General features: G+C 69.7%; 13 protein-coding genes. 3 read left to right on the plus strand and 10 right to left on the minus strand.

Annotation, left to right across the window (positions count from 1 at the left end; translation table 11 throughout):
* Positions 1-66 precede the first annotated feature (66 nt).
* The gene (locus tag ACIQF0_RS11975; RefSeq protein ID WP_360035836.1) at positions 67-903 is read left to right on the plus strand and encodes an IclR family transcriptional regulator; all 837 of its coding nucleotides are present in this window, start codon (positions 67-69) and stop codon (positions 901-903) included.
* Here the strand turns inward: ACIQF0_RS11975 and ACIQF0_RS11980 are convergent.
* The 5 genes from ACIQF0_RS11980 to ACIQF0_RS12000 are packed head-to-tail and all read right to left on the minus strand — an operon-like array spanning position 891 to position 5643.
* Positions 891-1265, minus strand: coding sequence for a hypothetical protein (locus ACIQF0_RS11980; RefSeq protein WP_401028043.1), 375 nt, complete (start codon positions 1263-1265; stop codon positions 891-893). The genes ACIQF0_RS11975 and ACIQF0_RS11980 overlap by 13 nt on opposite strands.
* A 9-nt stretch (positions 1266-1274) precedes the next feature.
* A complete protein-coding gene (locus ACIQF0_RS11985; RefSeq protein ID WP_401028045.1) occupies positions 1275-1841 on the minus strand; it encodes a hypothetical protein in 567 nt (188 codons plus the stop codon).
* Positions 1828-3429 (minus strand): substrate-binding domain-containing protein, encoded by a 1602-nt coding sequence (locus ACIQF0_RS11990; protein ID WP_401028048.1) that lies wholly within the window; start codon positions 3427-3429, stop codon positions 1828-1830. Before ACIQF0_RS11990 ends, ACIQF0_RS11985 begins: the two co-directional genes overlap by 14 nt.
* Entirely contained in the window at positions 3426-4568 is a 1143-nt protein-coding gene (locus tag ACIQF0_RS11995) for a toxic anion resistance protein (RefSeq protein ID WP_401028051.1), read from the minus strand. Before ACIQF0_RS11995 ends, ACIQF0_RS11990 begins: the two co-directional genes overlap by 4 nt.
* A 1-nt stretch (position 4569) precedes the next feature.
* Positions 4570-5643 carry a hypothetical protein gene (locus ACIQF0_RS12000; protein WP_401028054.1) on the minus strand — a complete coding sequence of 358 codons (1074 nt, stop codon included), beginning with the start codon at positions 5641-5643 and terminating at the stop codon, positions 4570-4572.
* A gap of 171 nt (positions 5644-5814) precedes the next feature.
* On the opposite strand from ACIQF0_RS12000, the gene ACIQF0_RS12005 reads away from it, so the two are divergent.
* On the plus strand, positions 5815-6147 hold the full coding sequence (locus ACIQF0_RS12005; RefSeq protein ID WP_401028056.1) for a YciI family protein: 333 nt from the start codon (positions 5815-5817) through the stop codon (positions 6145-6147).
* On the opposite strand, the gene ACIQF0_RS12010 is transcribed toward ACIQF0_RS12005, so the two are convergent.
* Together ACIQF0_RS12010 and ACIQF0_RS12015 are read right to left on the minus strand one after the other, a co-directional pair.
* Entirely contained in the window at positions 6133-6516 is a 384-nt protein-coding gene (locus ACIQF0_RS12010; protein WP_401028058.1) for a VOC family protein, read from the minus strand. The two genes, ACIQF0_RS12005 and ACIQF0_RS12010, sit on opposite strands and share 15 nt — an antisense overlap.
* Positions 6517-6531: 15 nt before the next feature.
* Positions 6532-7545 carry an aldo/keto reductase gene (locus ACIQF0_RS12015; RefSeq protein WP_401028060.1) on the minus strand — a complete coding sequence of 338 codons (1014 nt, stop codon included), beginning with the start codon at positions 7543-7545 and terminating at the stop codon, positions 6532-6534.
* Positions 7546-7631: 86 nt separating this feature from the next.
* Between ACIQF0_RS12015 and ACIQF0_RS12020 the strand changes: the two genes are divergently transcribed.
* On the plus strand, positions 7632-8480 hold the full coding sequence (locus ACIQF0_RS12020; RefSeq protein WP_401028063.1) for a helix-turn-helix transcriptional regulator: 849 nt from the start codon (positions 7632-7634) through the stop codon (positions 8478-8480).
* Here ACIQF0_RS12020 and ACIQF0_RS12025 read toward each other — a convergent pair.
* The 3 genes from ACIQF0_RS12025 to ACIQF0_RS12035 are packed head-to-tail and all read right to left on the minus strand — an operon-like array spanning position 8448 to position 21911.
* Entirely contained in the window at positions 8448-9407 is a 960-nt protein-coding gene (locus ACIQF0_RS12025; RefSeq protein ID WP_401028064.1) for an alpha/beta hydrolase, read from the minus strand. The two genes, ACIQF0_RS12020 and ACIQF0_RS12025, sit on opposite strands and share 33 nt — an antisense overlap.
* A complete protein-coding gene (locus ACIQF0_RS12030; RefSeq protein ID WP_401028067.1) occupies positions 9404-11095 on the minus strand; it encodes an ABC transporter ATP-binding protein in 1692 nt (563 codons plus the stop codon). Before ACIQF0_RS12030 ends, ACIQF0_RS12025 begins: the two co-directional genes overlap by 4 nt.
* Positions 11082-21911 (minus strand): amino acid adenylation domain-containing protein, encoded by a 10830-nt coding sequence (locus tag ACIQF0_RS12035; protein ID WP_401028069.1) that lies wholly within the window; start codon positions 21909-21911, stop codon positions 11082-11084. Before ACIQF0_RS12035 ends, ACIQF0_RS12030 begins: the two co-directional genes overlap by 14 nt.
* Positions 21912-21934: the final 23 nt, after the last annotated feature.

The following is a 21934-nucleotide window of genomic DNA, read 5'->3' on the forward strand; positions in this document are numbered from 1 at the left end:
TTTGGCGTGGTCTTATGCACAACACGTGTTGGCAATATGGCAACGCCCCTCGTAGAGTGCCCCGCCATGCAGGGATCTCGACGCAACTCCGCAGGCCTCGCCCGGGACATCGAAGTGCTGGAGGTGCTCGGCCGGCCGGAAGCGGTGCAGGCCGGCGGCCTCGGTGTCGTCCGGATCGCGACTCTTGTCGGCCGGGACAAGACGGTCGTGTCGCGCACGCTCGCGACGCTGGGCGAGAGCGGGCTCGTCGACCGAGACCCGGACTCCCAGGCCTACCGGTTGGGGTCGCGGCTGTACGCGTTGGCCGCACGGACCGCCGAGGGCGCGTTGGCGTGGAACGCGCGCGGGCACCTGAAGCACCTGGCGCAGGTGACGCGCGAGACGGCGCACCTGTGCGTGCTGCGCGGCGGGAACGTGCTGACGTTGCTGAGCGAACTGAGCCCGAACCGCTTCCACACCACCGGCTGGGAGGGCGTGACGACGGCGGCGTGGCGGACGCCGTCCGGGCGGGCGTTGCTCAGCGACTGGGACGCCGGGTCGCTCGGTGTCTGGTACGCCGAGCACGGCCACGACGAGGGTGTGCTGGAGGCGGGGGAGCGGGCCGACTCGACGTTCGCGGTGCTGGAGCAGCCGTCGCCGCGACCGAACTCGATCACCGACCTGGACGCGCTGGTCGCCGAGCTGCGGCGGGTGCGGGAGCGCGGTTACGCGACCTCGGACGAGGAACTGGAACGGGGCGTGGTCGCGGCTTCGGCGCCGGTGTACGACTTCACGTCACGGGTCGTGGCGGCGTTGAACGTGTCGGCGCCCAAGGAACGGATCGGCGCGCAGCTCGACAAGCTGGGCAGGATCGTCGCCGGTGCGGCCCGGGATCTGTCCGCCGCGCTGGGCTACGCGGGCTGATGCGGGAACATCGCGTACGACAGGTCGTCCGTGAGCGGGGTGGAGAGGTGACCTTCACCCTCGGTGTCCTCAAAGGACAGCAGTGCGCCCGCGCCGAACTCGCGCCGTTCGCCGTCCGACACCGTGACGGCGGCTCGGCCGGTCAGCACGATCAGCCACTGCTTGCGCGGTGCCACGTGCAGCTCCCACTCCGGTGTGCCACCGGCCGGTTGTTCGACGACCAGCATCGAGCTCGCGGGAAACGGGCCTGAGACGAGAAGTGGTGGCACGCCCGCGACCGTAACCGTTGGTGTGCCTTGCACCTCGACGTCCTCGAACGCCGATTTGCCGTTCTCGTCCGCGAAAATCCGCACGTACCGCATGAATCGAGGCTACCCGCGATCTTCGAGGTAGCGGGTGTGGTCGGCCTGCCGTTGCGCGTCGGCCGCGTGGAACCGTTCCGCCGTGCGGACGGCGTCGGCGTGCAGCAGGTCCAGCTGCCGCACCAGTTCCGCGCCCGAGCCACGCGCGGCGGCGTACCACCACGGCAGGTTCAGGTAGGTCTGCACGGACAGCGGCAGGTCGGTGCCGACGAGCCTGGTGACGGCGTGCAGGGCGTCCGGGTCGGCGCGCAGCTCACGCGGGCGGTCCAGCATGCCGCGCAGGACCTCGGCGATCGCCGCGAACCTCGGCGCGACCTCGTCCGGCACCCGGAATCCCCGCACCCGTTCGACCAGCGCGTCCAGTTCGGACCGCAGCGCGCCGGCCTCCTCCACCGGGTCGGTCACCAGCGTGACGCGCTCGGGTGGCGCGGCCAGGGCTCCCACGCCGTACAGGCCGATCACGACCAGGACCCAGTAGGCGCCGGCCAGTCCGGCGAAGTGCAGGCCCAGGCCGATCAGCCCGCCCGAGCAGCCTGCCAGGTTCTTCCAGGAGGCGAGATACCTACTGATAGCCACGGATCTCCTTGAAGGCCGACGACAGCGAACGGCTGTGGGCGTCGAACACCTTGCCGCCGCTCATCTTCGCCACCTGTTCCATCTCGGCCGTGGCGCTCTCGCCGAACAGCACCGGGAAGATCGGGATGCCCTTCAGGTTCTGCGGCAAACCCTGGTGGAACAGCTGGAAGTCGGTGACGTCCTCGCTGCCGGTGTTCTCGCCGTCGGTCATCAGCACGATCGACGTGAACCGGTCGGGGTCGGCGTCGATCTGCTGGCGCAACACGTCGTAACCGCTGCGCAGACTGCTGTAGATCGCGGTGCCACCGGCCGCGTCGAGCGACGTGGCGGTGTTGCGGATCTGGTCGAGGATCGGGCGCGGGTCGTCCTGCGGCACCTCGTACTTCAACGCGGGCCGCGCACTGCTGCTGAACGGCAGCAACGTCACCTGCTCGCGGCCGTGGAACCGGCTGAACTTGCCGGCGAGCGACTCGTCGGCCCCGGTCAGGCCCACCAACGCCTGGCGCAGTCCGTCGATGCGGTCGCCCTGCATCGAGCCGGACGTGTCGAGCACGTAGAGCGTGCGCGACGGACGGCGCAGCTGGTCGAAGTACGTGGTGATGAGACCGTCCACAGCGGACTGGCTGCCGGGGAAGGGCAGCTCGACCAGGTCCCGCACGGTGAACTTCGCGTCCGGCTGCACCTGCGGCACGGCCGGGCGGCGGTGCGTGGTGTCCATGATCTTGCGCTGGACGTCCGCGCTCCTCAGGTGGTCGGAGAGCTTCTGGTGCGCCTCACGGGCTTCCGAGGACGCCGACGTGAGCAGCGTGAGCGGGTAGTCCGCCGTCACCACGCCGTCGCTCGGGTAGATCAGCGTCAACGGGTCGGGCGACGACAGCAGCACCGACTCGTAGTTGATCAGGCCGTCCACTTCGGCGCCCGGGTCCTCACCCTTCGCCCGGCGCTGGTAGGCCTCAGACAGCCACCCGGACGAGCCCGCCGACAGCGTCTGGGCCGAGAAGAACTGCTTGAGCTGCGGCGCGACCGCGTCGATCTTCGCCGCGTCCAGCGCGGAGCCTGAGCCGGACAACGCCGCCGCGACCCCGACCAGCGCGGAGAACCCGGAGTTGGACGCGGACGGATCGGTCATGCCGTAGGTGAACTTCTGCGCCCCGGCCGCCGCGGCGATCTCCGCCCAGCCGACGCGCCTGCCGTCCCAGCCCAGTTCCTCGACCTTCGCGGCGGGCAGGCCGAGCACGACGGGGGAGGACATGACCTTGGTCGGCGTGCCGAGCCGCTTCTGGGCCTCCGGCACGAGTTCGAGGTAGCGGTTGGAGGAGAACCAGACGGCGTCGAAGCCCTGTTCGGCGGCGCCGCTCGCGACCTTCTCGGCGCCCTCGATGGTGCCGGTGAAGCTGAACTTGACGTTGATGCCGGTGGCACGAGCGGCCTCGTCGAGGATCGGCTGGAGGTCGGCGAGTTCGCTGCCCGCGAGGACGCGAAGGGTGCCGGGGGTCGCGTCGCCGACGGGTTTGACCGGGTCGGCCGCGTCGGAACATCCCGCCAGCAGCGCCACGACGGCGACCGCGGGGATGAGATGGCGGATCATGCTGACTCCTCGGCGCCGCGCACGCGGCTCAGGTGGTCGTGGGCGCGCCGGATCTCGGTGTCCAGCGCGGAGACCGTGCTGGACATGGAGTCGGCCGCGCGGGCCTTGAACGTGTCGACGGCGTCGATCGCCGCGTAGATCTGGTCGAACGAGGTCCGCACCGCCTCGATGCCGACGGCCGGGGTCGAGGCGATGCGCTGGATCTCCTCGCCCTGCAAGGACATCAGCGTCGCGTTCGAGCGCAGGATCGAGTCGGTGAGCCCGCGCACGGCGTCGACCTGGTCGATCACCTCGCGCTGCCCGGCCAGTGCCGCCGCCACCGCCACGCCGATCCGCAACGCCGTGACGGTCGTGCTGACCGCCCGTTCGATGCCCTTGATCAGCTCGTCGTTGTTGCGGCGCACCACGTCCAGCGCCAGGTACCCCTGCGCGCACACGGCGAGCTGGGTCAGCAGGTCCTGATGCCGTTGCCGCAGCCCGAAGAGCACGTCGGCGCGCAACGCCTGGGCACGGCCTGGTTCGGCCAGGTCGAGGATCGAGACCTGCCGCTGCACCGCCTCGTCCATCTCGGCGGCGAGAGCGGCGTCCTGCGACAGCTTGGTCATCAGGTCCCACAACCGCTGCCGCTCGCCCTTGATGGCGGCGTTGTCGCGCTTCAGCGCGTCCTGGCCGGACCGCAGCTTCAGCACGATGCGGTTGAGCGGCTCGTCGGCCGCGCGCAGCCGGGCCAGCAGACCGCGGGCCGAGTTGCCGCCGGGGATGAACCCGAGGATCTTGCGGCCGGTCAGCCTGGTGAGGTCCTGCGGGTCGAGTTCGCGCACCGAACGCCGCAGCTCCACCAGGCTCATCGAGACCTGGGCTCCGTGCGGTGACGAGACGGACGCGAGCGTGCGGTCGAGCAGCCGGCCCGCGATCTGCGCCGCCAGCCGCATCTCCGCCTCGCCCAGCACCAACGCCTCGTCGGCGATGCGGCTGAAGTCCGGTGACTGCGGGTCGACGGCACCCAGCGCCGAGATGAAGGCCTCGGCTCGCGACGACAGTTCGACCCTGGTCTCGTCGGCGACGGGGATCAGCCCGGCCGCGCGGTCGACCGGCACGGGTTCGACGGGATCCGGTGGCGTCAGAACGAAATCGGCCATGTCAGTACTGCTTCGCGATCGCTTCGAGCATCCGCTCCAGGGCCTCGTGCGCGGGCGGTTCGACCACGTCCACGATCGTCTGCGGCACGGTCAGGTTCTTCTCCTCGACGATGTCGTTGAAGTGCTTGGGATCGGCGGTGCGGAACCCGAACGTCGCCGCGAGCTTCCCCAGTTCGGCGTCGCCCTGCAGCAACTGCCCGACGCGATCACCGTTCTCGCGCAACGGCACGAGCGTGTGCTTCGACAGCACGGTCGGCGCCGGGTAGAGCAGCTTCATGTCCGGCCGGATCGACGAGTCGCCGCGCACCACCCTGTCCACGAACTGCGCCTCGTACGCCAGCACCAGCGGCGTCTTGCCCATCCCCGCGGACAGGTAGTCCTCGAACGGTCCCTCGCTGCTGCTCTGCGTGTATCCCTGGTCCAGGAACAGCTTCGACACCGCCGGCACCACCTTGGCCTCGGCGTCCTGCGACGACACGACCCCGCCGTTGGCGACGAACGACGTGATCGCCAGGTACATCGCCGCCGAGTTCGAGTCACGCGGATCGGTCGTGGTGACGAGCAGGTTCTTGCGCGCGGGATAGGAGGTGTTGCCCGGCAACTGGTCCCAGCGCGTGCCCTTGGCCGCGAGCTCCAGGTAGACCTGCACGTCGAACGTCTGGTAGCCAGGCCCTGGCTTCACCACGCCGGCCTTCGTCAGCAGGTCGACGATCGGGTCGAACGTGGCGACCACCATCGGCGACGAGAACGGCGCGTACGTCCGCGCTGCCTTGCGATCGCGCTGGATCTTCTCGGCGGCAGGCGCCGAAGAGGGAAACGCGAAGTCGTACGAGTTCAGGTCCGTGGCCGTCGCGATCTGGCGCGACCCGGCCGGGTCCACCTCGACCTTGAGCCCGTGCTTCGCGAACACGTCCTTGACCCGCTGATCGGCGAAGAAGGCGAGCTTCTCCGAGCCGATCACCCCGCGCACGGTCTGGAGCTGGGCCGGTTCGCCGCCGCCCTGTCCCAGGACGATGGCCGTCACGACACCCACGAGCAGCACGACCGCAAGACCGATGCCGAGCGTTCTCTTCACTGTCCACCTCTACGAAAAGCCCTGTCAGAGAACAGATCCTTCGTCACTTCGACGCCGTGCCGGGGTGGGTGGTCGCAACCGCGAGGTGAACAGTCGATGAACGCACCGATGAGTTTCTGGCGGCTCGGAAGTCGGTATGGAGGAGGAAGTCCGAATCGAGGAGGTTCCACGATGAAGTTCGTGACGATCGGCTACGGAGAGCGTGCGGACTATGACCGAACGGCACCAGCAGTGCGCGACGAGGCGCACGCGCACGACGAACGTCTGCGCAAGGCCGGGGTCGAGATGGGGATCGCCGGTGCACCGGTCCAGGTGCGCAATCCCGACAACACCGGCATGACCGTCGAGGACGGCGCATTCCTGAAGTCCGACCTGCCGATCGCCGGGTTCGCGATCATCGAGGCGGAGTCGGTGGAGGAGGCCGTGCGGATGGTGGCCGGGACTCCGTGCGCGGTGGCGCACGGAGTCGTCGAGGTGTGGCCGCTCCAGTCAGCCCAGGGGTGACCGGTCGCCGACGGACCACTTGTGGCCGAACGGATCCGTGAAGCCGCCCTGCCGATGGGTGCCCCAGGGCACCTCGTGACTCACGACCGCGGAACCAGCGGCTCCCGCGGCCACCGCCTGGGCGATGACGCCGTCGGGGTCGTCGGTGAACAGCTCGACCCGGACGCTGGTGACGCCACCGGGACTGGACTCCGCGGGGTTGTCGGGATTGACCTCGTGGACGAAGAACGGCGCGCCGCCGATCTCGAGACCGGCGACGCCGCCGAGGTTCCACAGCTCCGTGGCGCCCAACGCGGCCTGGTACCAGGCGACCGCCGCGTCAGCGTCCGGAACGATCAGCATCACCGAGAGCACAGGAGGTGTGGCCATGCCGCACAGCCTGCATCAGCGGCGGCGCAACCGCTTGTCCTGAATCACCGGCGTCAGGATGAACGCGTCGTTCTGCCGCACGTTCGTGCCGGCCGGGACGATCTCGTCGATCCGGTCGAGCATCTCCCCGGTCAGCCGGAAGTCCGCGCTCGCGAGCAGGTCGGTCAGGTGGTGCGGCTTGCTCACGCCCATGATCACCGACGTCACCGCGGGGTGGGCGAGCACGAACGCCGTCGCCAGCGTCGGCAGCGAGACGCCGGCCTCGGCCGCGAGCTTCGAGAACTGCTCGACGGCGGCGAGCTTCGCCTGGTTGGCGGGATCGGACATGTCGTAGGTGCCGCCCCACGACGCGCGCGTGGCGCTGCCCGCGGCCGGGTCGGCCCGGCCGGACAGCCAGCCACCGGCCAGCGGGCTCCAGGTCAGCACGCCCATGCCGTGCCGTTGCACGGTCGGCAGCACGTCGGCCTCGATGCCCCGGTTCAGCAGTGAGTACTGCGGCTGCTCGGTGCGGAAGCGCTGGTGGCCGCGCTTCTCGGCCACCCACTGGGCCTCCACGATCTCGCTGGCGGGGAAGGCCGACGAGCCGATGGTCCTGATCTTGCCGGCGCGCACCAGGTCGGTGAGCGCCGCGAGCGTGTCGTCGAGATCGGTGTGCTGGTCGGGGCGGTGCATCTGGTAGAGATCGATGTGGTCGACGTCCAGGCGGCGCAGGCTGTCCTCGACTGCCCGCTTGACCCAGCGGGCGGCACCGCCGCGCGTGTTGGGGTCGTCGCCCATGGGGAGGCCGAACTTCGTCGCGAGCACCACGTCGTCGCGGCGACCCCTGATCGCCTTGCCGACGATCTCCTCCGACTCGCCCTGCGAGTAGATGTCCGCCGTGTCGACGAAGTTGACGCCCGCGTCGAGCGCGGTGTGGATCATGCGAATCGACTCGTCGTGGTCGGCGATGGCGAAGCTGCCGAACGTCATCGCGCCGAGTGCGAACGAACTGACCGTGATGCCGGTCGTACCGAGAACCCTCTGTTCCATGCGTTCAACACAACCCCTGCCGGGCTCGGCGTGACAGGACCTGCCAGTACCCCGCACGGCTCGGTGAACCGTCCTACGCTGGAGAGGTGAACACCGAACTCCGCGAGTTCCTCCGCTCCCGCCGGGCGAAGGTGACGCCCGAGGACGCCGGGCTGCCCGCTCTTCCCGGCACTCGCAGAGTTCCCGGCCTGCGCAGGGAAGAGGTCGCGCAGCTCGCCGGCGTGAGCGTGGACTACTACGTGCGACTGGAACGCGGCCGCAACGTCAACGTCTCCGAGTCCGTTCTGGACGCACTGGCGAGAGCGTTGCAGCTCAACGACACCGAGCGCGCTCATCTGTACACAGTGGCCAAACCGACGCGTAAAACCCAGGCGCTGCCACCGCAACGGGTCCGGCCCGGCCTGCTCAGGGTGCTGGACTCGATGACCGACGTGCCCGCGATGCTGCTGGGCCGCCGTTCGGACGTGCTGGCGATGAACGCCCTGGCCAGCGCGTTGTACATGGACTTCGGCGCCACGTCGCCGCAGGACCGCAACCCGGTCCGGTTCATGTTCCTCGACCCGGCGGCCCGCGCGCTCTACCTCGACTGGGAGGCCAACGCACGTCTGGCCGTCGCACACCTGCACATCTACGCCGGACGCCATCCGCACGACCCGAAGCTGGCCGCGCTGGTCGGTGAGCTCTCGGTCCGGGACGCCGACTTCCGCCGCTGGTGGGCCGACAACGACGTGTACCTGCACGCCCACGGCACCAAGGCGCTGAACCACCCGGTCGTCGGCGAGATCACGGTGGCCTACGAGTCGTTCACGGTGGACGGCGACCCCGACATGTCCATGGCGCTGCACACGGTGGAGCCGGGGTCGTCGTCCGAGCAGAACCTGCGCCTGCTGGCCAGCTGGAACCTAACTCAGCAACCAAGCGACGTCGCGCACTAGCGCGTGCCGCCAGCCTGCCCGGTCGTGTCCGGCGGGGGAGCGGTTCACCCGCACCGTCGCACCGGCCTGCCCCGCAAGCTCTTCGACGGCTTCGCAGTGCCGGTGCATCCTCGGCTCGTGCTCGCCGACGTCGAACGCGACGCGCAGACCCGACAGGTCCGGCAACGCACTGAGCCGTTCCGCCGTGTCACCACCGGCCGGACCGTCGAGCGAGAGGCCGTGTTGGGGCAGGTCGCGGGCGTACCAGAACGACCCGGACTGGCAGGCCACCTTCGACACCAGGTCCGGGAAGTCCAGCGCGGCACGGAACGCGCTGAGCCCGCCCAGACTCTGCCCGGCGACCACGAACCGTTCGAGATCCACGGTCACGCCGTTCTCCGCGAGCAACGGCAGCAGCTCGTCCCGGATCGCCTGCCACAGCGCGGAAGAGCTGTACTCGGCGTCGCGATCACGAGGCGTGGGAAGGAAAACCAGCGTGGCGGGCGGCATCTCGCCGTTCTTCACCGCCGACTCGAACGCCGCCACGGCCGGGTGCGCGTACATCCAGTCGTCGCCGTCGAGCAGCAGCACGACCGGCTCACCACTCTGGTGCACGCGAACTGTCTTGCGCCCCAACGCCCCGCTCCACCGGATGCGCAACGACGGCACGTCCAGCACCTCGTCCGGGCTGACGACCGGCCAGTGCGGCTGCGGTTCCAGGCCGGGGGTCGCGAAGATCGACCGGTTCGGACCGGCGCCGGACGGGTTCGACGGATCGGCGTGCTCGTCCCCGTCGGCGTCCACGAAGTGGTACGTCACGCGCAGCCGGTCCGGCATCTCGACCTCGGCGGACCAGAGGTCGTCCTGCTCGTGCGTCAGCTCGACCGCCTCCAGCACGCTCTCGAACCGGAGCGAGGCCGGGCCTCCACGCCACTCGAACCTCGTCATCGGGCCACCGCCAGCTGGTAGGAGGAGTCACGGCCGAGCAGTTCGCGGTGCGTGCCCTCGGACGTCACCGCGCCGCCGTCCAGCACGATCACCCGGTCGGCCACGTCGAGCAACGCCGGGCTGCTGGTGATCACCACCGTCGTGCGGCCGCGGCGCAACTCGGTGAGGTTGCGGGCGATGAGCTGCTCGGTCACCGCGTCGACGGCCGTGGTCGGGTCGTGCAGCACCAGGATCTCCGGGTTCGCGGCCAGCGCCCGTGCCAGCGACAACCGCTGCCGCTGCCCACCGGACAGGTTCGCGCCCCGGTCGCGCACGGCGTAGTCGAGGCCGTCGGAGTGCAGGGCCACGACGTCGGTCAGCATCGCCGCGGACACGGCTTCCTCGACCAGTGAGCTGGAGCCGGCCGGATCCACGTTCTCCCGCAACGTTCCCGCGAACACCTCGTGGTGCGACGGGTTGACCAGCAGATGGGTGCGCACGCTCTCGATCGTCAGCGACGCGACCTCCTGCTTGCCCACCCGCACCACGCCTTCGTAGGAAGCCGGGGGCACGTCGACGGACAGCACGGACGCCAGCTCGGACGCGGCCTGAGGCTGGTAGGCCGCGATCGCCACGAACTCACCGGGCTGCACGGAGAACGTCAAGTCCCGCAACGTTCCGTGCGTGACTCCGGCGACGTCTAGCCCGCTCTCCGGACCAGGCTCTTCGACACCAGGCGTCATCAGCGCGGGCGCGGCGAGGATCAACGCCATCCGTTCGGCAGAAGCTCGCGCGATCATCACGTACTTGGGCATCTCCGAGAACAGCTTCAGCGGCTCGATCAGGAACTGCGCCAGGCCGACCGCCATCACCAGCTGACCGATGGTGATCTCGCCCTGGAACGTCAGCAGGCCCGCCCACAGCGTCACCGCCGCCGCCAGCAACGAGTTCAGCGCCAGCGCCGCACCGGCGTAGACGCCGTTCACGCGCGCCACGACGATCGACTGCTTCTTCGCCTCGGTGCTCACCCGGCGGTAGGCCTGGAAGGCCGCGTAGCTGCCGCCGAACCCGTGCAGCGGCCGCAGTCCGGCGATCAGGTCGGACACCTTCGCCCCGGCCCGCGCGACCTTCGCCTGCTGCACCTGGGTGTTCGTGCCGATCCGCCGCGACATCACGCTGAGCACGCTCAGGATCGCCGCCGTGCCGACGAACACCAGCACGCCCAGAGGCACGCTGATCACCGCCAGCACGACACCCGTGATCACCACCGACACCAGCGAGCTGATCAGCAGCGGCACCACCTCGATGATGTCCGCGGTCTGGTCGGCGTCCTCGGTGGCGATGGTGAGCACCTCGCCGGACTTCAGGTCGACCTCGCGCGCCACCGGCTGCAGGCCGCGGTCCGCGACCTCGACGCGCCACCGGTGCGCCTCGGTCGTGTTCGCCTTCTGCAGGATGCGCATGCCGAACCGCCACGAGTACGACACCGTGGCCATCACGAGGCCGAGCGCGAGCAGCGCCAGCCCGAGCGAGCTGAGCTGCCCGCCGCGCAACGCGTACTCGACGATCACGCCGAGCAGGATCGGCACGGCGGTCTCGGCGGCCTGGTAGGACCCCATCAGCAGGGTCCCGGCCGTCATGGCGCCTCGGTTGCGGCGCAGGGCGACCCGCAGGATCTCCCTGCCGGTGCGGACTTCAGTGTTCGTCAACGTGCCGCGCAATCGCTTCGGGGGTGGAGAGGGACAGCAGGTCGCGGATCGTGACCACGGGACCGAACTCGCGGCGGAGCAGACCGATGAGCCGCACCGCGAGCATCGAGTGCCCACCCAGGTCGGTGAAGCCGCTCGTCATGCCCACCTCGTCCTCGTCGAGATCGAGCGCCTCCGCGAACATCTCGCGGACGACCGTCTCGGTCTCGGTCAGTTCGCGTTCCTCGACCTTGGTCATCAGCGTGCCGAGAGGACGGGCTTCGGGCAAGGCAGACGTGTCCGCCTTGCCGTTGACCGTGAGCGGGATCGCGTCCACGGCGGCGTAGTGCGAAGGCCGCAGGTAGTCCGGCAGGCCGGCGCCGACCTCCGCCGCGATCGACGGGATGTCCGCGCCGTCCGCGAGAACGAGGTAGGCCGCGAGCCGGTAGGCGCCGTCGACCTGCGGGTCGGCCTGCGCGACGGCGGCGACGAACCGGACGTCGCTGTGGGCGGCGAACCGCGCCTCGACCTCGCCCAGTTCCACCCGGTGCCCGCGGATCTTGACCTGCTTGTCCGTGCGGCCCAGGTAGAGCAGGTTGCCGTCCGGGCGCCGGATGACCAGGTCACCGGTCCGGTACATCCGCTCGCCGGGCACCCACGGGCAGGCGACGAACCGCTCGGCGGACTGCCCCGGCTGGCCGAGGTAGCCCCGCGCGATGCCCACGCCCGACACGTAAAGCTCGCCCGCGACACCGTCCGGCACGTGCCGCAGCCACGGGTCGAGGACGTAGACGTCGGTGTTGTCGATCGCCACGCCGACCACCGGGTCGACGCAGTCGAACGTGCCGACGCCCAGCGTGTTGATCGTGTACTCCGTTGGCCCGTAAAGGTTGTAGCCGATCGTGCCGGGAGTGTCCGCGAGCTGCTGCCACAGCGTCGGCGTGACGGCTTCACCGCCGAGCAGCACCAGCGCGGGCTTGTGCTCGGCCGCGAGCAGCCCTTCGGCCACCAGTTGCTGCGCGTAGGTCGGCGTCACGTTGATGACGTCGATCTCGTGCTTCAGGCAGTACTCGACCAGCCCGGTGGCGTCGCGGCGCAGTTCCTCGTCGCAGATGTGCACCTCGTGGCCGTCGGCGAGCCAGAGCAGCTCCTCCCACGACATGTCGAAGGCGAACGACACGGTGTGCGCGATCCGGAACGTCCGGTGCCCGTGCTCTGCCAGCACCGGCTCGAAGATCCTGCGCTGGTGGTTGACCAGCATGTTCGTCAGGCCGGCGTACTCGGTCACGACGCCCTTGGGCTTGCCGGTGCTTCCCGAGGTGTAGATCGTGTAGGCCGCGTGCTTGAGCCTGTTGGGGTCGTTGGGGGCGAACGTGATCACCGGTTCGGCGTCCGGCCACGGCTCGTCCAGCTTGAAGGTGTCGCCTTGGATTCGCGGGGCGACCGCCGTCGTCGTGATGATCAGCGACGGCCGGGCGTCCTCGATGATCGCGGCGATCCGCTCGTCCGGGTGGTCCAGCTCCAGCGGCACGTACGCCGCGCCGCAGCGCAGGATCCCGAACAGCGCGACGACCCAGTCCAGCGAGCGCGGCACCGCGATGGCGACCGACGTCTCGACGCCGATTCCCTTACCTGCCAACACTCCGGCCAGGTGCCGGCTGCGGTCCCTGAGCTCCGCGAACGTCATGGTCTCGCCGTGCGCTACGAGGGCGATCTTGTCAGGACTGCGGTCGGCGGCCTGGTCGAACAGGTCGACCACGGTCAGGTCGCCGAAGTCGTTGGCGGGGTTGAGTTCCGGCTTCGGTCCCGTGCCGCGGATCTTGCCCAGCGGGCCTTCGGCGGTGGCGAGGTCGGTGAGGATTCGCAGGTAGTCGTCGAACAGCCGCTCGGCCAGTTCCGGCGCGGTGACCTCCGGCCGGTACTCCAGCTTGACCGTGAGTTGCCGGCCCGGGGTGACGACCCAGGTGAACGGGTAGTGCGTCGAGTCCTCGGACTCGTGGTCGATGATCCCGTTGCGCGCGTTGAGTTCGTCGAACGTGCTGTCGTTCAGGAAGTTCTGGAGCACGAACAGGTTGTCGAACAGCTGGTCGTGCCCGCTCGCCCGCTGGATCTCGCCGAGCCCGACGTGTTCGTGCTCCATGGCGTCGACCCGCGAGGCCTGCACGTTCGCGAGGAACTCGGCCGCGGTGTCTTGAGGCTTGGCGCGGACCCGCATCGGCACGGTGTTGAGCAGCACGCCGACGATGTCCTCGGTGCCCTCCTCCTCGCGCCCGGAGACCGTGACGCCGAAGACGGCGTCGCCCCGGCCGGTCTCGCTGCCGAGCATCAGCCCGAGCGCGCCGGTGACGACCGAGTTGAGCGTCACGCCGTGCCTGCCGGCCGCTTCCTTCACGCGGCTGGAGTCCTCTTCGGACAGCGTCCGCACGATCTTCGTCGGCAGGGTGTCCGAAGTGGACCCGTCGCCGAGCAGTGTCGGACCGGGCAGCTCCGCCAGGTACTCGCCCCAGAACCGTTCCGCCGCCTGCTGGTCCTTGGCCGCCAGCGCCCGGCAGTAGCTCTCGAAGCTCGGCGAGGCGGGCGTGGAGTCGACCGGCTCGTTCGCGAGGAGCGACTGGTAGGCGCCGAACAGGTCGCGCAGCACGATCTCGCGCGACCAGCCGTCCCACAGCAGCAGGTGGTAGCTGAACAGCAAGGCGTCCCGGCCGTCCGGCAGCCGCAGCACGGTGAGCCGCACCAGCGGGGGCCGTTCGAGGTCGAAGCCCGTGCCCCGGTCCTCGATCCGCAGCGCGTCCACCGCGTCCTGGTTCAGCACGTCGACCGTGCGGACCTCGACCTGGCCACCGGACGTGAGGACCTGAACCGGCGTGCCGTCCTCGTCCGCGAAGCCCGCGCCGACGACGGGGTGCTTGGCGATGACGTGCGCCATCGCCTTGGCCAGCTTGTCGGCGTCGAGGCGCCGGTCGAACGTGAAGTAGCTCTGCGCCACGTAATGCCCGGCCGCGCTCAGGGCGGCCTGGAAGTACAGACCGCGCTGCAACGGCGACAACGGCGCGGTGCGGGTCGCGGTGACCGAGGCGTCCGCGATCCGTTCCAGCGCGAGCAGCCAGCGCGCCGCGATCTCGTCCGACACGTCCTCGGTGAGCGCGAACGTCGCCCGCAGACTGCCCGTGCCCGTGTCGGCCCAGCAGTTGACCTCGACGGCGTACGGGCTCGGCTGCGAGCCCATGTCGAGGTGGATCGCCTGCGACTCGCTGCCCCGGCCGAGGTAGTTGAACAGCACCTGCGGCCTCGGCAGCGCGGCCAGCACGGGCGCGGTCTGGGGGTTCAGGTAGCGGAGTTGCCCGTACCCGACGTGCTGCTCCTCGTCCGGCTGACGCTGCACGAGCTCACGTGCGGCATCGACGGGATTGGTGTGCGGGCTGAGCTTCACGGGCGCGATGGAGGTGAACCAGCCGACCGTGCGCGTGTAGTCGTGGTGTTCGAGTGCTGCTACCCGGCCGTGGCGCTCCAACTCGATCACCAGGTCCGTGGGCGTGCCCTGGATTTCGGTGAGTGCGGTTCGTAGTGCGCCTGCCAGCAGTTCGGTCAGGCCGATGCCGAGAGCGGTCGGTGCGGTGTGCACGACGCGGTCGGTGATGTCGGCCGACAGGTTGACCGTGACCTCGCGCTGGTCGCTGATCTGCGGGGTGAGGGACGGGGTGTCGAGCACCTCGATCCAGTGACGCAGGCCGGTGCTCGTCTGGGCCTGGAGCGTGAGGGCGCGGGTGTAGGCGCTGAACGGGGTGGTGGCGGGTGCGAGTTCTTCGCCTCGGATGGCAGCGTTGATGTCGTCGAGGAGGATCAGCCACGAGACGGCGTCCACGGCCAGGTGGTGGACCACGACGATCAGGGTCTGGGTGGGTTCGAGCCAGGTGAAGGCGGCCATGACGCCGGCTTCGGGGTTCAGGCGGCGGGCGGCCTCGTTGGCGGCGAGGTCAAGATCATCAGAACTGTCAGAGCCGCTTGAGACGATAGGAGTGGGGACCCGATCCCCCCTGGGGGTCTGCGAGTCGGAATCGATTCCGAACGACCACACCCCGTCCGTCACCGTCAGCCGCATCCGCAGGGCCGCGTGCGCCTTCACCACGGCGTCGGCGGCACGCTGAGCGTCCGCCAGACTCGCGCACTCCACCTGCCGCGCCTGGGCGAACAGGTTCAGCTCCCCGCCCAGTTCCCGCTGCCGCAGCACGATCGGCGTCGGCACCACCGGTCCGTCCTGAGCCTCGACGACCACCGGTGCCGCCACCGGCGCGACCGCGAACTTCTCCGCCAGCGCCCGCGGAGTCTTGTGCAGGAACAGGTCACGCGGCGCGATCCGCACTCCCAATGCCCGAGCCCGGTTCACCACCCCGATCGCGATGATGCTGTCGCCACCGGCCACGAAGAAGTCCGTGTCGGCGTCCACCGCGGATCCGGGAAGCACGTCCGCGAAGATGCCGACGAGCGACTCCAACGCGGGCGAGCCGGCGACGACAGGCGTGTCCTCCGAAGTACGGGCCCGTTCCTCCAGCGCCTTGCGGTCCAGCTTGCCGTTCACCGTCAGCGGCAGCGCGTCCAGCGCGATCACCCGCTGCGGCACCATGTGCACCGGCAGCTTCGCCCCGAGGAACACGGTGATGTCGGTGGCGGGCGTGCCCACCACGTGCGCGACGAGGTGGTCGGCGGTGTCCGCGACCGTCACGGCCACGTCGACGACGCCGGACACCGAGCGGATCGCCGACTCGACCTCGCCCAGCTCGATTCGGAACCCCTTGAGCTGCACCTGGTTGTCGGCGCGGCCGATGAACTCCAGCTCACCGTCGAGATTGCGGCGCGCGAGGTCGCCGCTGTTGTACATGCGCGAACCGTCAGCGGCGAAAGGATCGGCCACGAACCGGCTGCACGTCAGGTCCGGCCGGTCGTGATAGCCCAGAGCGAGCTGCGAGCCCGCCACGTAGATCGCGCCGGCCTGGCCGGGAGCGACCGGCCGCAACGACGAGTCCAGCAGGTACGTGCGCAGACCGGGGATCGGGCCACCGATCGGGCTGACCTCACGCCCTGATGCGAAGTCCACGTCGTCGAGCACCCGGTGCGTCACGTGGACCGTGGTCTCGGTGATGCCGTACATGTTGACCAGCTCGGGTCGCGAGGTGCCGTAGCGCTCGACCCAGTCGCGCATCCGCGACAGCTCCAGGGCCTCACCGCCGAAGATCACCCGGCGCAACGCGGGCAGCGGCTCGCTGTGCCGGTCCGCCTCGACGAACTGGTAGAACGCCGACGGCGTCTGGTTCAGCACCGTGACGCCGCGCGCACGAACCAGCCTGTGGAAGTCGACCGGGGAGCGGGTCAGGCCGTGATCGGGGACGAGCAGTTCGCCGCCGTGGACCAACGCGCCCCACAGTTCCCAGACCGCGAAGTCGAACGAGTACGAGTGGAACTGCGTCCACACGTCGTCCGGCCCGAAGTTCATGTCCGGCTGGGTGTTCGCCAGCAACGACACCACGCTGGCGTGCGAGACGACGACACCCTTGGGCCTGCCGGTCGAGCCGGACGTGTAGATCACGTAGGCCGGGTTGCGCCAGTCGAACGACGGAACCTGCGCCTCGCCAGGCACCTCCTCGCCGTACACCAGCATCCGCGCGGACACACCGGCCGCGGCGAGCAGACGCTCGAAACGTTCGCGGTGCTCGGCCTCGACCAGCACGACCTGAGGCGCGGAATCGGCGAGGACGTGCTGAAGCCGCTCGTCCGGGTAGGCGAGGTCCAAAGGCACGTAGGCGCCGCCGGCCGACACGATGCCGACCAGAGCGATGACCTGCTGCAACGAGCGCCCGATCGCGACCGCGACCCGTTGGCGCGGCCCGACTCCGGCGTTGACGAGAGAGCGAGCGAGCTTGTTCTTGGCGTTGGCCAGCATCTCGTACGACAGGCCTTCGGAGCTGCCGTCGAGGTGGCACATCGTCACGGCCCGCGCGGACGGGTCCCGCAGCGCGGCGGCGTCGAACAGTTGCGCCAGCGTGACCGGCTCGACCTCGGCCGCGGCACGCGCGGACGAGAGCTCGACGGCTGGGATGTTCTCCCCGTGCAGCAACGAGTTCAGCGTGTCCGAGAACGCCTGCACGATCCTGCGGGCACCGTCCGAGCGCACCACCGTCGTGTCGTGGATGAGGTTGAACCGCAAAGCTCCGTCGAGCGACCGCTCGACCACCAGCGTCAACGGGTAGTGCGGCGCACCCTCGTTCACGACCTCGGCGATCTTGAACGGACCCTCCAGCGCCGTCACGTCCGTGGCCACGTCGAAGACCACGAGCGTGTCGAACGCCGAACCGTGCGGAGCCTGCCGCCCGATCCGGGTGAGCGACACGTGCTGGTGCGGCAACACCGCGGTCTGATGCGCACGCACCGACTCCAGCAACGAACGCGCAGAAGAACCAGACCAGCCAACGCGCACGGGAATCGTGTTGATGAACAGGCCGACCATCTCGTCGATGCCGGGAACATCGGCGTCACGGCCGGACACCGTCGACCCGAACACGACGTCCTGGCCGCCCAGGATGCCGCCCAGCGTCACGCCCCACGCGCTGTGCACGGCCACGCTCAGCGACACACCGGCCGCACGCACCGCGGCGTCCAGGTCGGGAGCCGCGTCGATCACCACGTCGTCGAACAGTTCGGACGGCGTGTGCCCCTCCGCCACGAACGACGGCGCCGCAAGGCCGGCGAGCTCGGCGGACCAGACCCGGTCGCTCTCCGAGGCATCGGCGTCGACCAGCCAGCGCACGTAGTCGGCGTAGCTGCCGCGCGGATGCACCGAACCGGGTGTCGAGTACTCGGCCAGCAGCGCGCGCAGCATCGGCGGCACCGACCAGCCGTCCGCGATGATGTGGTGCACGGTCTGCACCAGCACGAACCGCTGAGCGGCGACCCGGATCAGCGTGAAGCGCATCAACGGGCCGCGCGCGAGGTCGAACCCGGCGACGCGGTCCCGTTCGGCGTACTCCTGGATCTCCTCGGCGGTCATGCCCAGACCGTCCACGGTGGAGAACTCCGGCCGGACACCGGACTCCAGCGCCGAGACGACCCGTCCGTCGTCAAGGGCGACGAACCGCGCGGCGAGGTTCGGGAACAGCTCCAGCACGCGGGCGGCGGCCGCTTCGAGCCTGCGGGCGTCCACCGGGCCGGTCAGCGTCAGCAGCTGCTGCTCGACGTACCGGTGCGCCGACTCGTCGTCGAACACCGAGTGGAAGTAGAGACCCTCCTGCAACGGCGTCAACGGCAGGATGTCGCGCAACACCGCGGAATCCAGCGAGTCCACATCGGACTGGGCGAGCGGCAGCAGGTCGAAGTCGCTGGGGGAGTGGCCGCCCTGCGTCAGGGCCGCGAGCCCCTCCAGCGCGGCCACGAAGTACGCGCCGATCCGAGCGGTGTCCTCGTCGCTGAACACCCCGGACGGCCACGAGATCACGGTGACCAGTTCCAGGGAGCCGTCCGCGCCGGGCTCGGCCGAGGCGTTGAACTCCAGTGCGCGGGGCAGCCTCATCGCCGGGTCGCGCTTCTCGCCGAGCTGACCGGCGTTCTCCGCGAGCTGCCAGTCACCGGACGTGCCACCGGCGAACCGGCCGAGGTAGTTGAACAGCACCTGCGGCCGGGACGCGTCGAACTCCGCACGTCCCAGGTACTTCAGCGCGCCGTACGAGACACCGTTGCTCGGCACCCGAGCGAGGTCTTCCTTGACCCGCTTCAACGCCGCGCCCAGATCATCGGCGGAACCCGGATCCACCGTCACCGGGAACAGCGTCGTGAACCACCCGACCGTCCGCGACAGGTCGGGGTCGAGCGGCACGAACCGGCCCTCACGGCCGTGGCCCTCCAGCTCGATGTGCGCGAACGTCTGGTCCTGCCCGATGTCCCGCCGCCACCGGGCCAGCGCGACCGCGAGACCGGTCAGCAGCACGTCGTTGACCTTGGCGTGGAACAACGCCGGCACGTCGCCCAGCAACGCGGCGGTGGCGGCCGAACCCACGGTCACCGTGCGAACCTGTTCGCCCGCAACGACATCGGCATCGGAAAGCTCACGTCGGCCGAGGAGCTGATCCGCACCCGGCAGCGCGCGCTCGTAGTACGAACGATCGCCCTCGAACCCGGCCTTCTCGAGCAACTGGGTCCAGCGCCGGAACGAGGTGCCGACCGGCCGCAGCTCGACCGGCACCCCGGAAGACACCTGCTGCCAGGCCTGAGCGAGATCGTCGAACAGGATTCGCCACGACACACCGTCGATCACCACGTGGTGGATCACGATCACGAGCTGCTGAGCAGAAGGCCGCCACACCGCGCGCAGCATGACGCCCGCGTCCGGGTCCACCCCGTCTGTCGCCGCCGCGACGCACTCCTCAAGCGGCGCGTCGCTCTCGACCCACAACGCAACACCATCAGCGGGGATGTCGAACGACCAGCGCTCGCCCCGGACCAGCTTGGCGCGCAGCATGTCGTGCCGCGCGACCACCGCGTCCAGGATCTGCGCCAGCGCATCAGCGGTAAGAGCCTCAGGCGTGTTGAGCACGACCGACTGCACGAAACCGTCGATCGCGTCCGTCGTCTCCCCGAGCCACTGCACGATCGGCAGCCCGGCGACCGGACCGGTCGGAACGTCGTCGTGGTCGACCGCCGAAGCGCCGTCCCGCGTCGCCACCGCGGCCAGCGCACGGGGAGTGCGGTTCACGAAGATCTGGGTGGCGGTGACGAACACGCCCTCCGCCCGCAACGCGGACAGCAGCGAGATCGCCAGGATGCTGTCGCCGCCCAGCTCGAAGAAGTCCTGGTCGGCACCGACCTGCTCGACCCGCAGCACCGACGCGACGGCCGCGCAGATCACGGCCTCGTCGTCGTTGGCCGCCGCCGTCACGGGTCCGGTCTCCACCACGGGCTCCGGCAGGGCGCGGCGGTCGAGCTTTCCGTTGGCGGTCAACGGGAACTCGCTCATCACCACGATGTGCGTCGGAACCATGTACTCGACGAGGTTCTCGACCGCCCACTGCTTCACGGCGTCCGAGGTCAGACTCTCATCGGCGGGAACCACGTACCCGACGAGGTAGTTGCCGCCCGCCGAGTTCTTCCTGACCACGACACAGGTGTGCCGCACCTGCGGGTGCTCGGCCAGCGCGACCTCGACGTCCTCCAGCTCGAGCCGCATGCCGCGGATCTTGACCTGGTTGTCGACGCGGCCGAGGAAGTCGAGCGACCCGTCCGGCGCGAACCGCGCCAGGTCACCGGTCCGGTAGAGGCGCGACCCGTCGGTGGCGAACGGGTTCGCCACGAACCGCGACGCCGTCAGGCCGGGAGCGTTCACATATCCGCGCCCCAGCAGGAATCCGCCGATGTACAGCTCGCCGCCGACGCCGACCGGGCACGGCCGCAGCTCGTCGTCGAGCACGTAGAGGTCGGTGTTCGGGTTCGCCTTGCCGATCGACGTCGACAACCGCTCGGCCTCGCCGCGGTAGATCACGTGCGAGACGCCGATCGTGGCCTCGGCCGGGCCGTACCCGTGGTACATCGGGATGTCGAGCTGCGTGCGGAACCGGTCGTACAGCTCGGGAGTCAGCACCTCGCCGCCGCACCACACGTGCCGCAGGCTGGCCAGCTCGCCGTCGCCCGCGATGTTCAGCAGCACGTCCAGCATCGACGACACCAGGTACACGAACGTCACGCGGTGCCGGTCGATCGTGTGCAGCAGGTGGTGCGGGTCGCGCTCGCCACCGGATCGCACGACGACGGTCCGGCCGCCGCACACCAGCGGCAGGAAGATCTCGTTGATCGAGATGTCGAACGACAGCGGCGCCTTGAACAGCGACGCGTCGGAGTGTCCGAAGTGGAGGATCTGGTTCACCTGCCACAGCAGGCGTTCGCTGATCGCCTCGTGCCGGATCATCGCGCCCTTGGGGCGGCCGGTCGAGCCGGACGTGAACATCACGTACGCGAGCTGCGCGCCGCGGATCGTGACATCGGTGGGATCGACCGAGTAGTCCGAGAAACCCCAGGACGAGAGGTCGACCTCAACGGCCGCGGGCTCGTTCTCCTGGCCACTGCCCAGGAGCAAGACGACCTGCGCGTCGGTGATCACGGACTCACGGCGCGACGCCGGCCACTGCGGGTCCAGCGGTACGAACGCGCCCCCGGCCTGCAGCACGGCGAGCAGGCTGATCACCATCTCGGCCGAGCGGTCGAGCGAGATGCCGACGACCTGCTCCTCCGTGAGACCGCGTTCGATCAGGTGGCGGGCGAGCTGGTTCGACCGGGTCAGCGCCTCGCCGTAGGTGAAGGCGCGGTCACCGTCGTTGATCGCGACCGCGTCCGGGCGCTGCCGGGCCTGCTCGCGGAACAACTCCACGATGCTCGGACGATCGCGCGGGAACTCGTTGTCGTTCCAGCGGGCCAGTTCCGCGAGCCGTTCCTCGAGCGTCTGCGAGGTCAGCGTGCCGATGGCGCGGTTGGGGAATTCGGCCAGGTCGTCGAGCGCGCGCTCGGCCTCGGCCAGGTCGACACCGTCCGGTACGGGAACGGCCCAGCCGTCCGGTCGTTCGGCGACGTCCCAGGCCTGACCCTTGTCCGCCCACACGAGCAGGTCGCTGAACAGCGTCGCGGGCGTGAGGTCGAACCCGTCGACACGAAAACCGGGGGTCGCCCAGTGGTTCAGTGCGACGGCACTCGCGACGGCGATGGTCCGCTGCGGGTACTCACCGGCACGGCGCCGAACGGAGGCGATCCGGGCGGTCGAAAGAAGTACGTCACGGTCGGCCATCTGTTCCATCGACGACTCAGCCATCCCTTCACATCGGTGAAGGAAGC

This window comes from Lentzea sp. NPDC092896, from assembly GCF_044754905.1.
GTDB lineage: Bacteria > Actinomycetota > Actinomycetes > Mycobacteriales > Pseudonocardiaceae > Lentzea.

Coding starts and splice junctions, on each gene's coding strand:
- ACIQF0_RS11975 (WP_360035836.1), top strand. CDS start 67: ATGCAGGGATCTCGACGCAACTCCGCAGGCCTCGCCCGGGACATCGAA.
- ACIQF0_RS11980 (WP_401028043.1), bottom strand. CDS start 1,265: ATGCGGTACGTGCGGATTTTCGCGGACGAGAACGGCAAATCGGCGTTC.
- ACIQF0_RS11990 (WP_401028048.1), bottom strand. CDS start 3,429: ATGATCCGCCATCTCATCCCCGCGGTCGCCGTCGTGGCGCTGCTGGCG.
- ACIQF0_RS11995 (WP_401028051.1), bottom strand. CDS start 4,568: ATGGCCGATTTCGTTCTGACGCCACCGGATCCCGTCGAACCCGTGCCG.
- ACIQF0_RS12005 (WP_401028056.1), top strand. CDS start 5,815: ATGAAGTTCGTGACGATCGGCTACGGAGAGCGTGCGGACTATGACCGA.
- ACIQF0_RS12010 (WP_401028058.1), bottom strand. CDS start 6,516: ATGGCCACACCTCCTGTGCTCTCGGTGATGCTGATCGTTCCGGACGCT.
- ACIQF0_RS12015 (WP_401028060.1), bottom strand. CDS start 7,545: ATGGAACAGAGGGTTCTCGGTACGACCGGCATCACGGTCAGTTCGTTC.
- ACIQF0_RS12025 (WP_401028064.1), bottom strand. CDS start 9,407: ATGACGAGGTTCGAGTGGCGTGGAGGCCCGGCCTCGCTCCGGTTCGAG.
- ACIQF0_RS12035 (WP_401028069.1), bottom strand. CDS start 21,911: ATGGCTGAGTCGTCGATGGAACAGATGGCCGACCGTGACGTACTTCTT.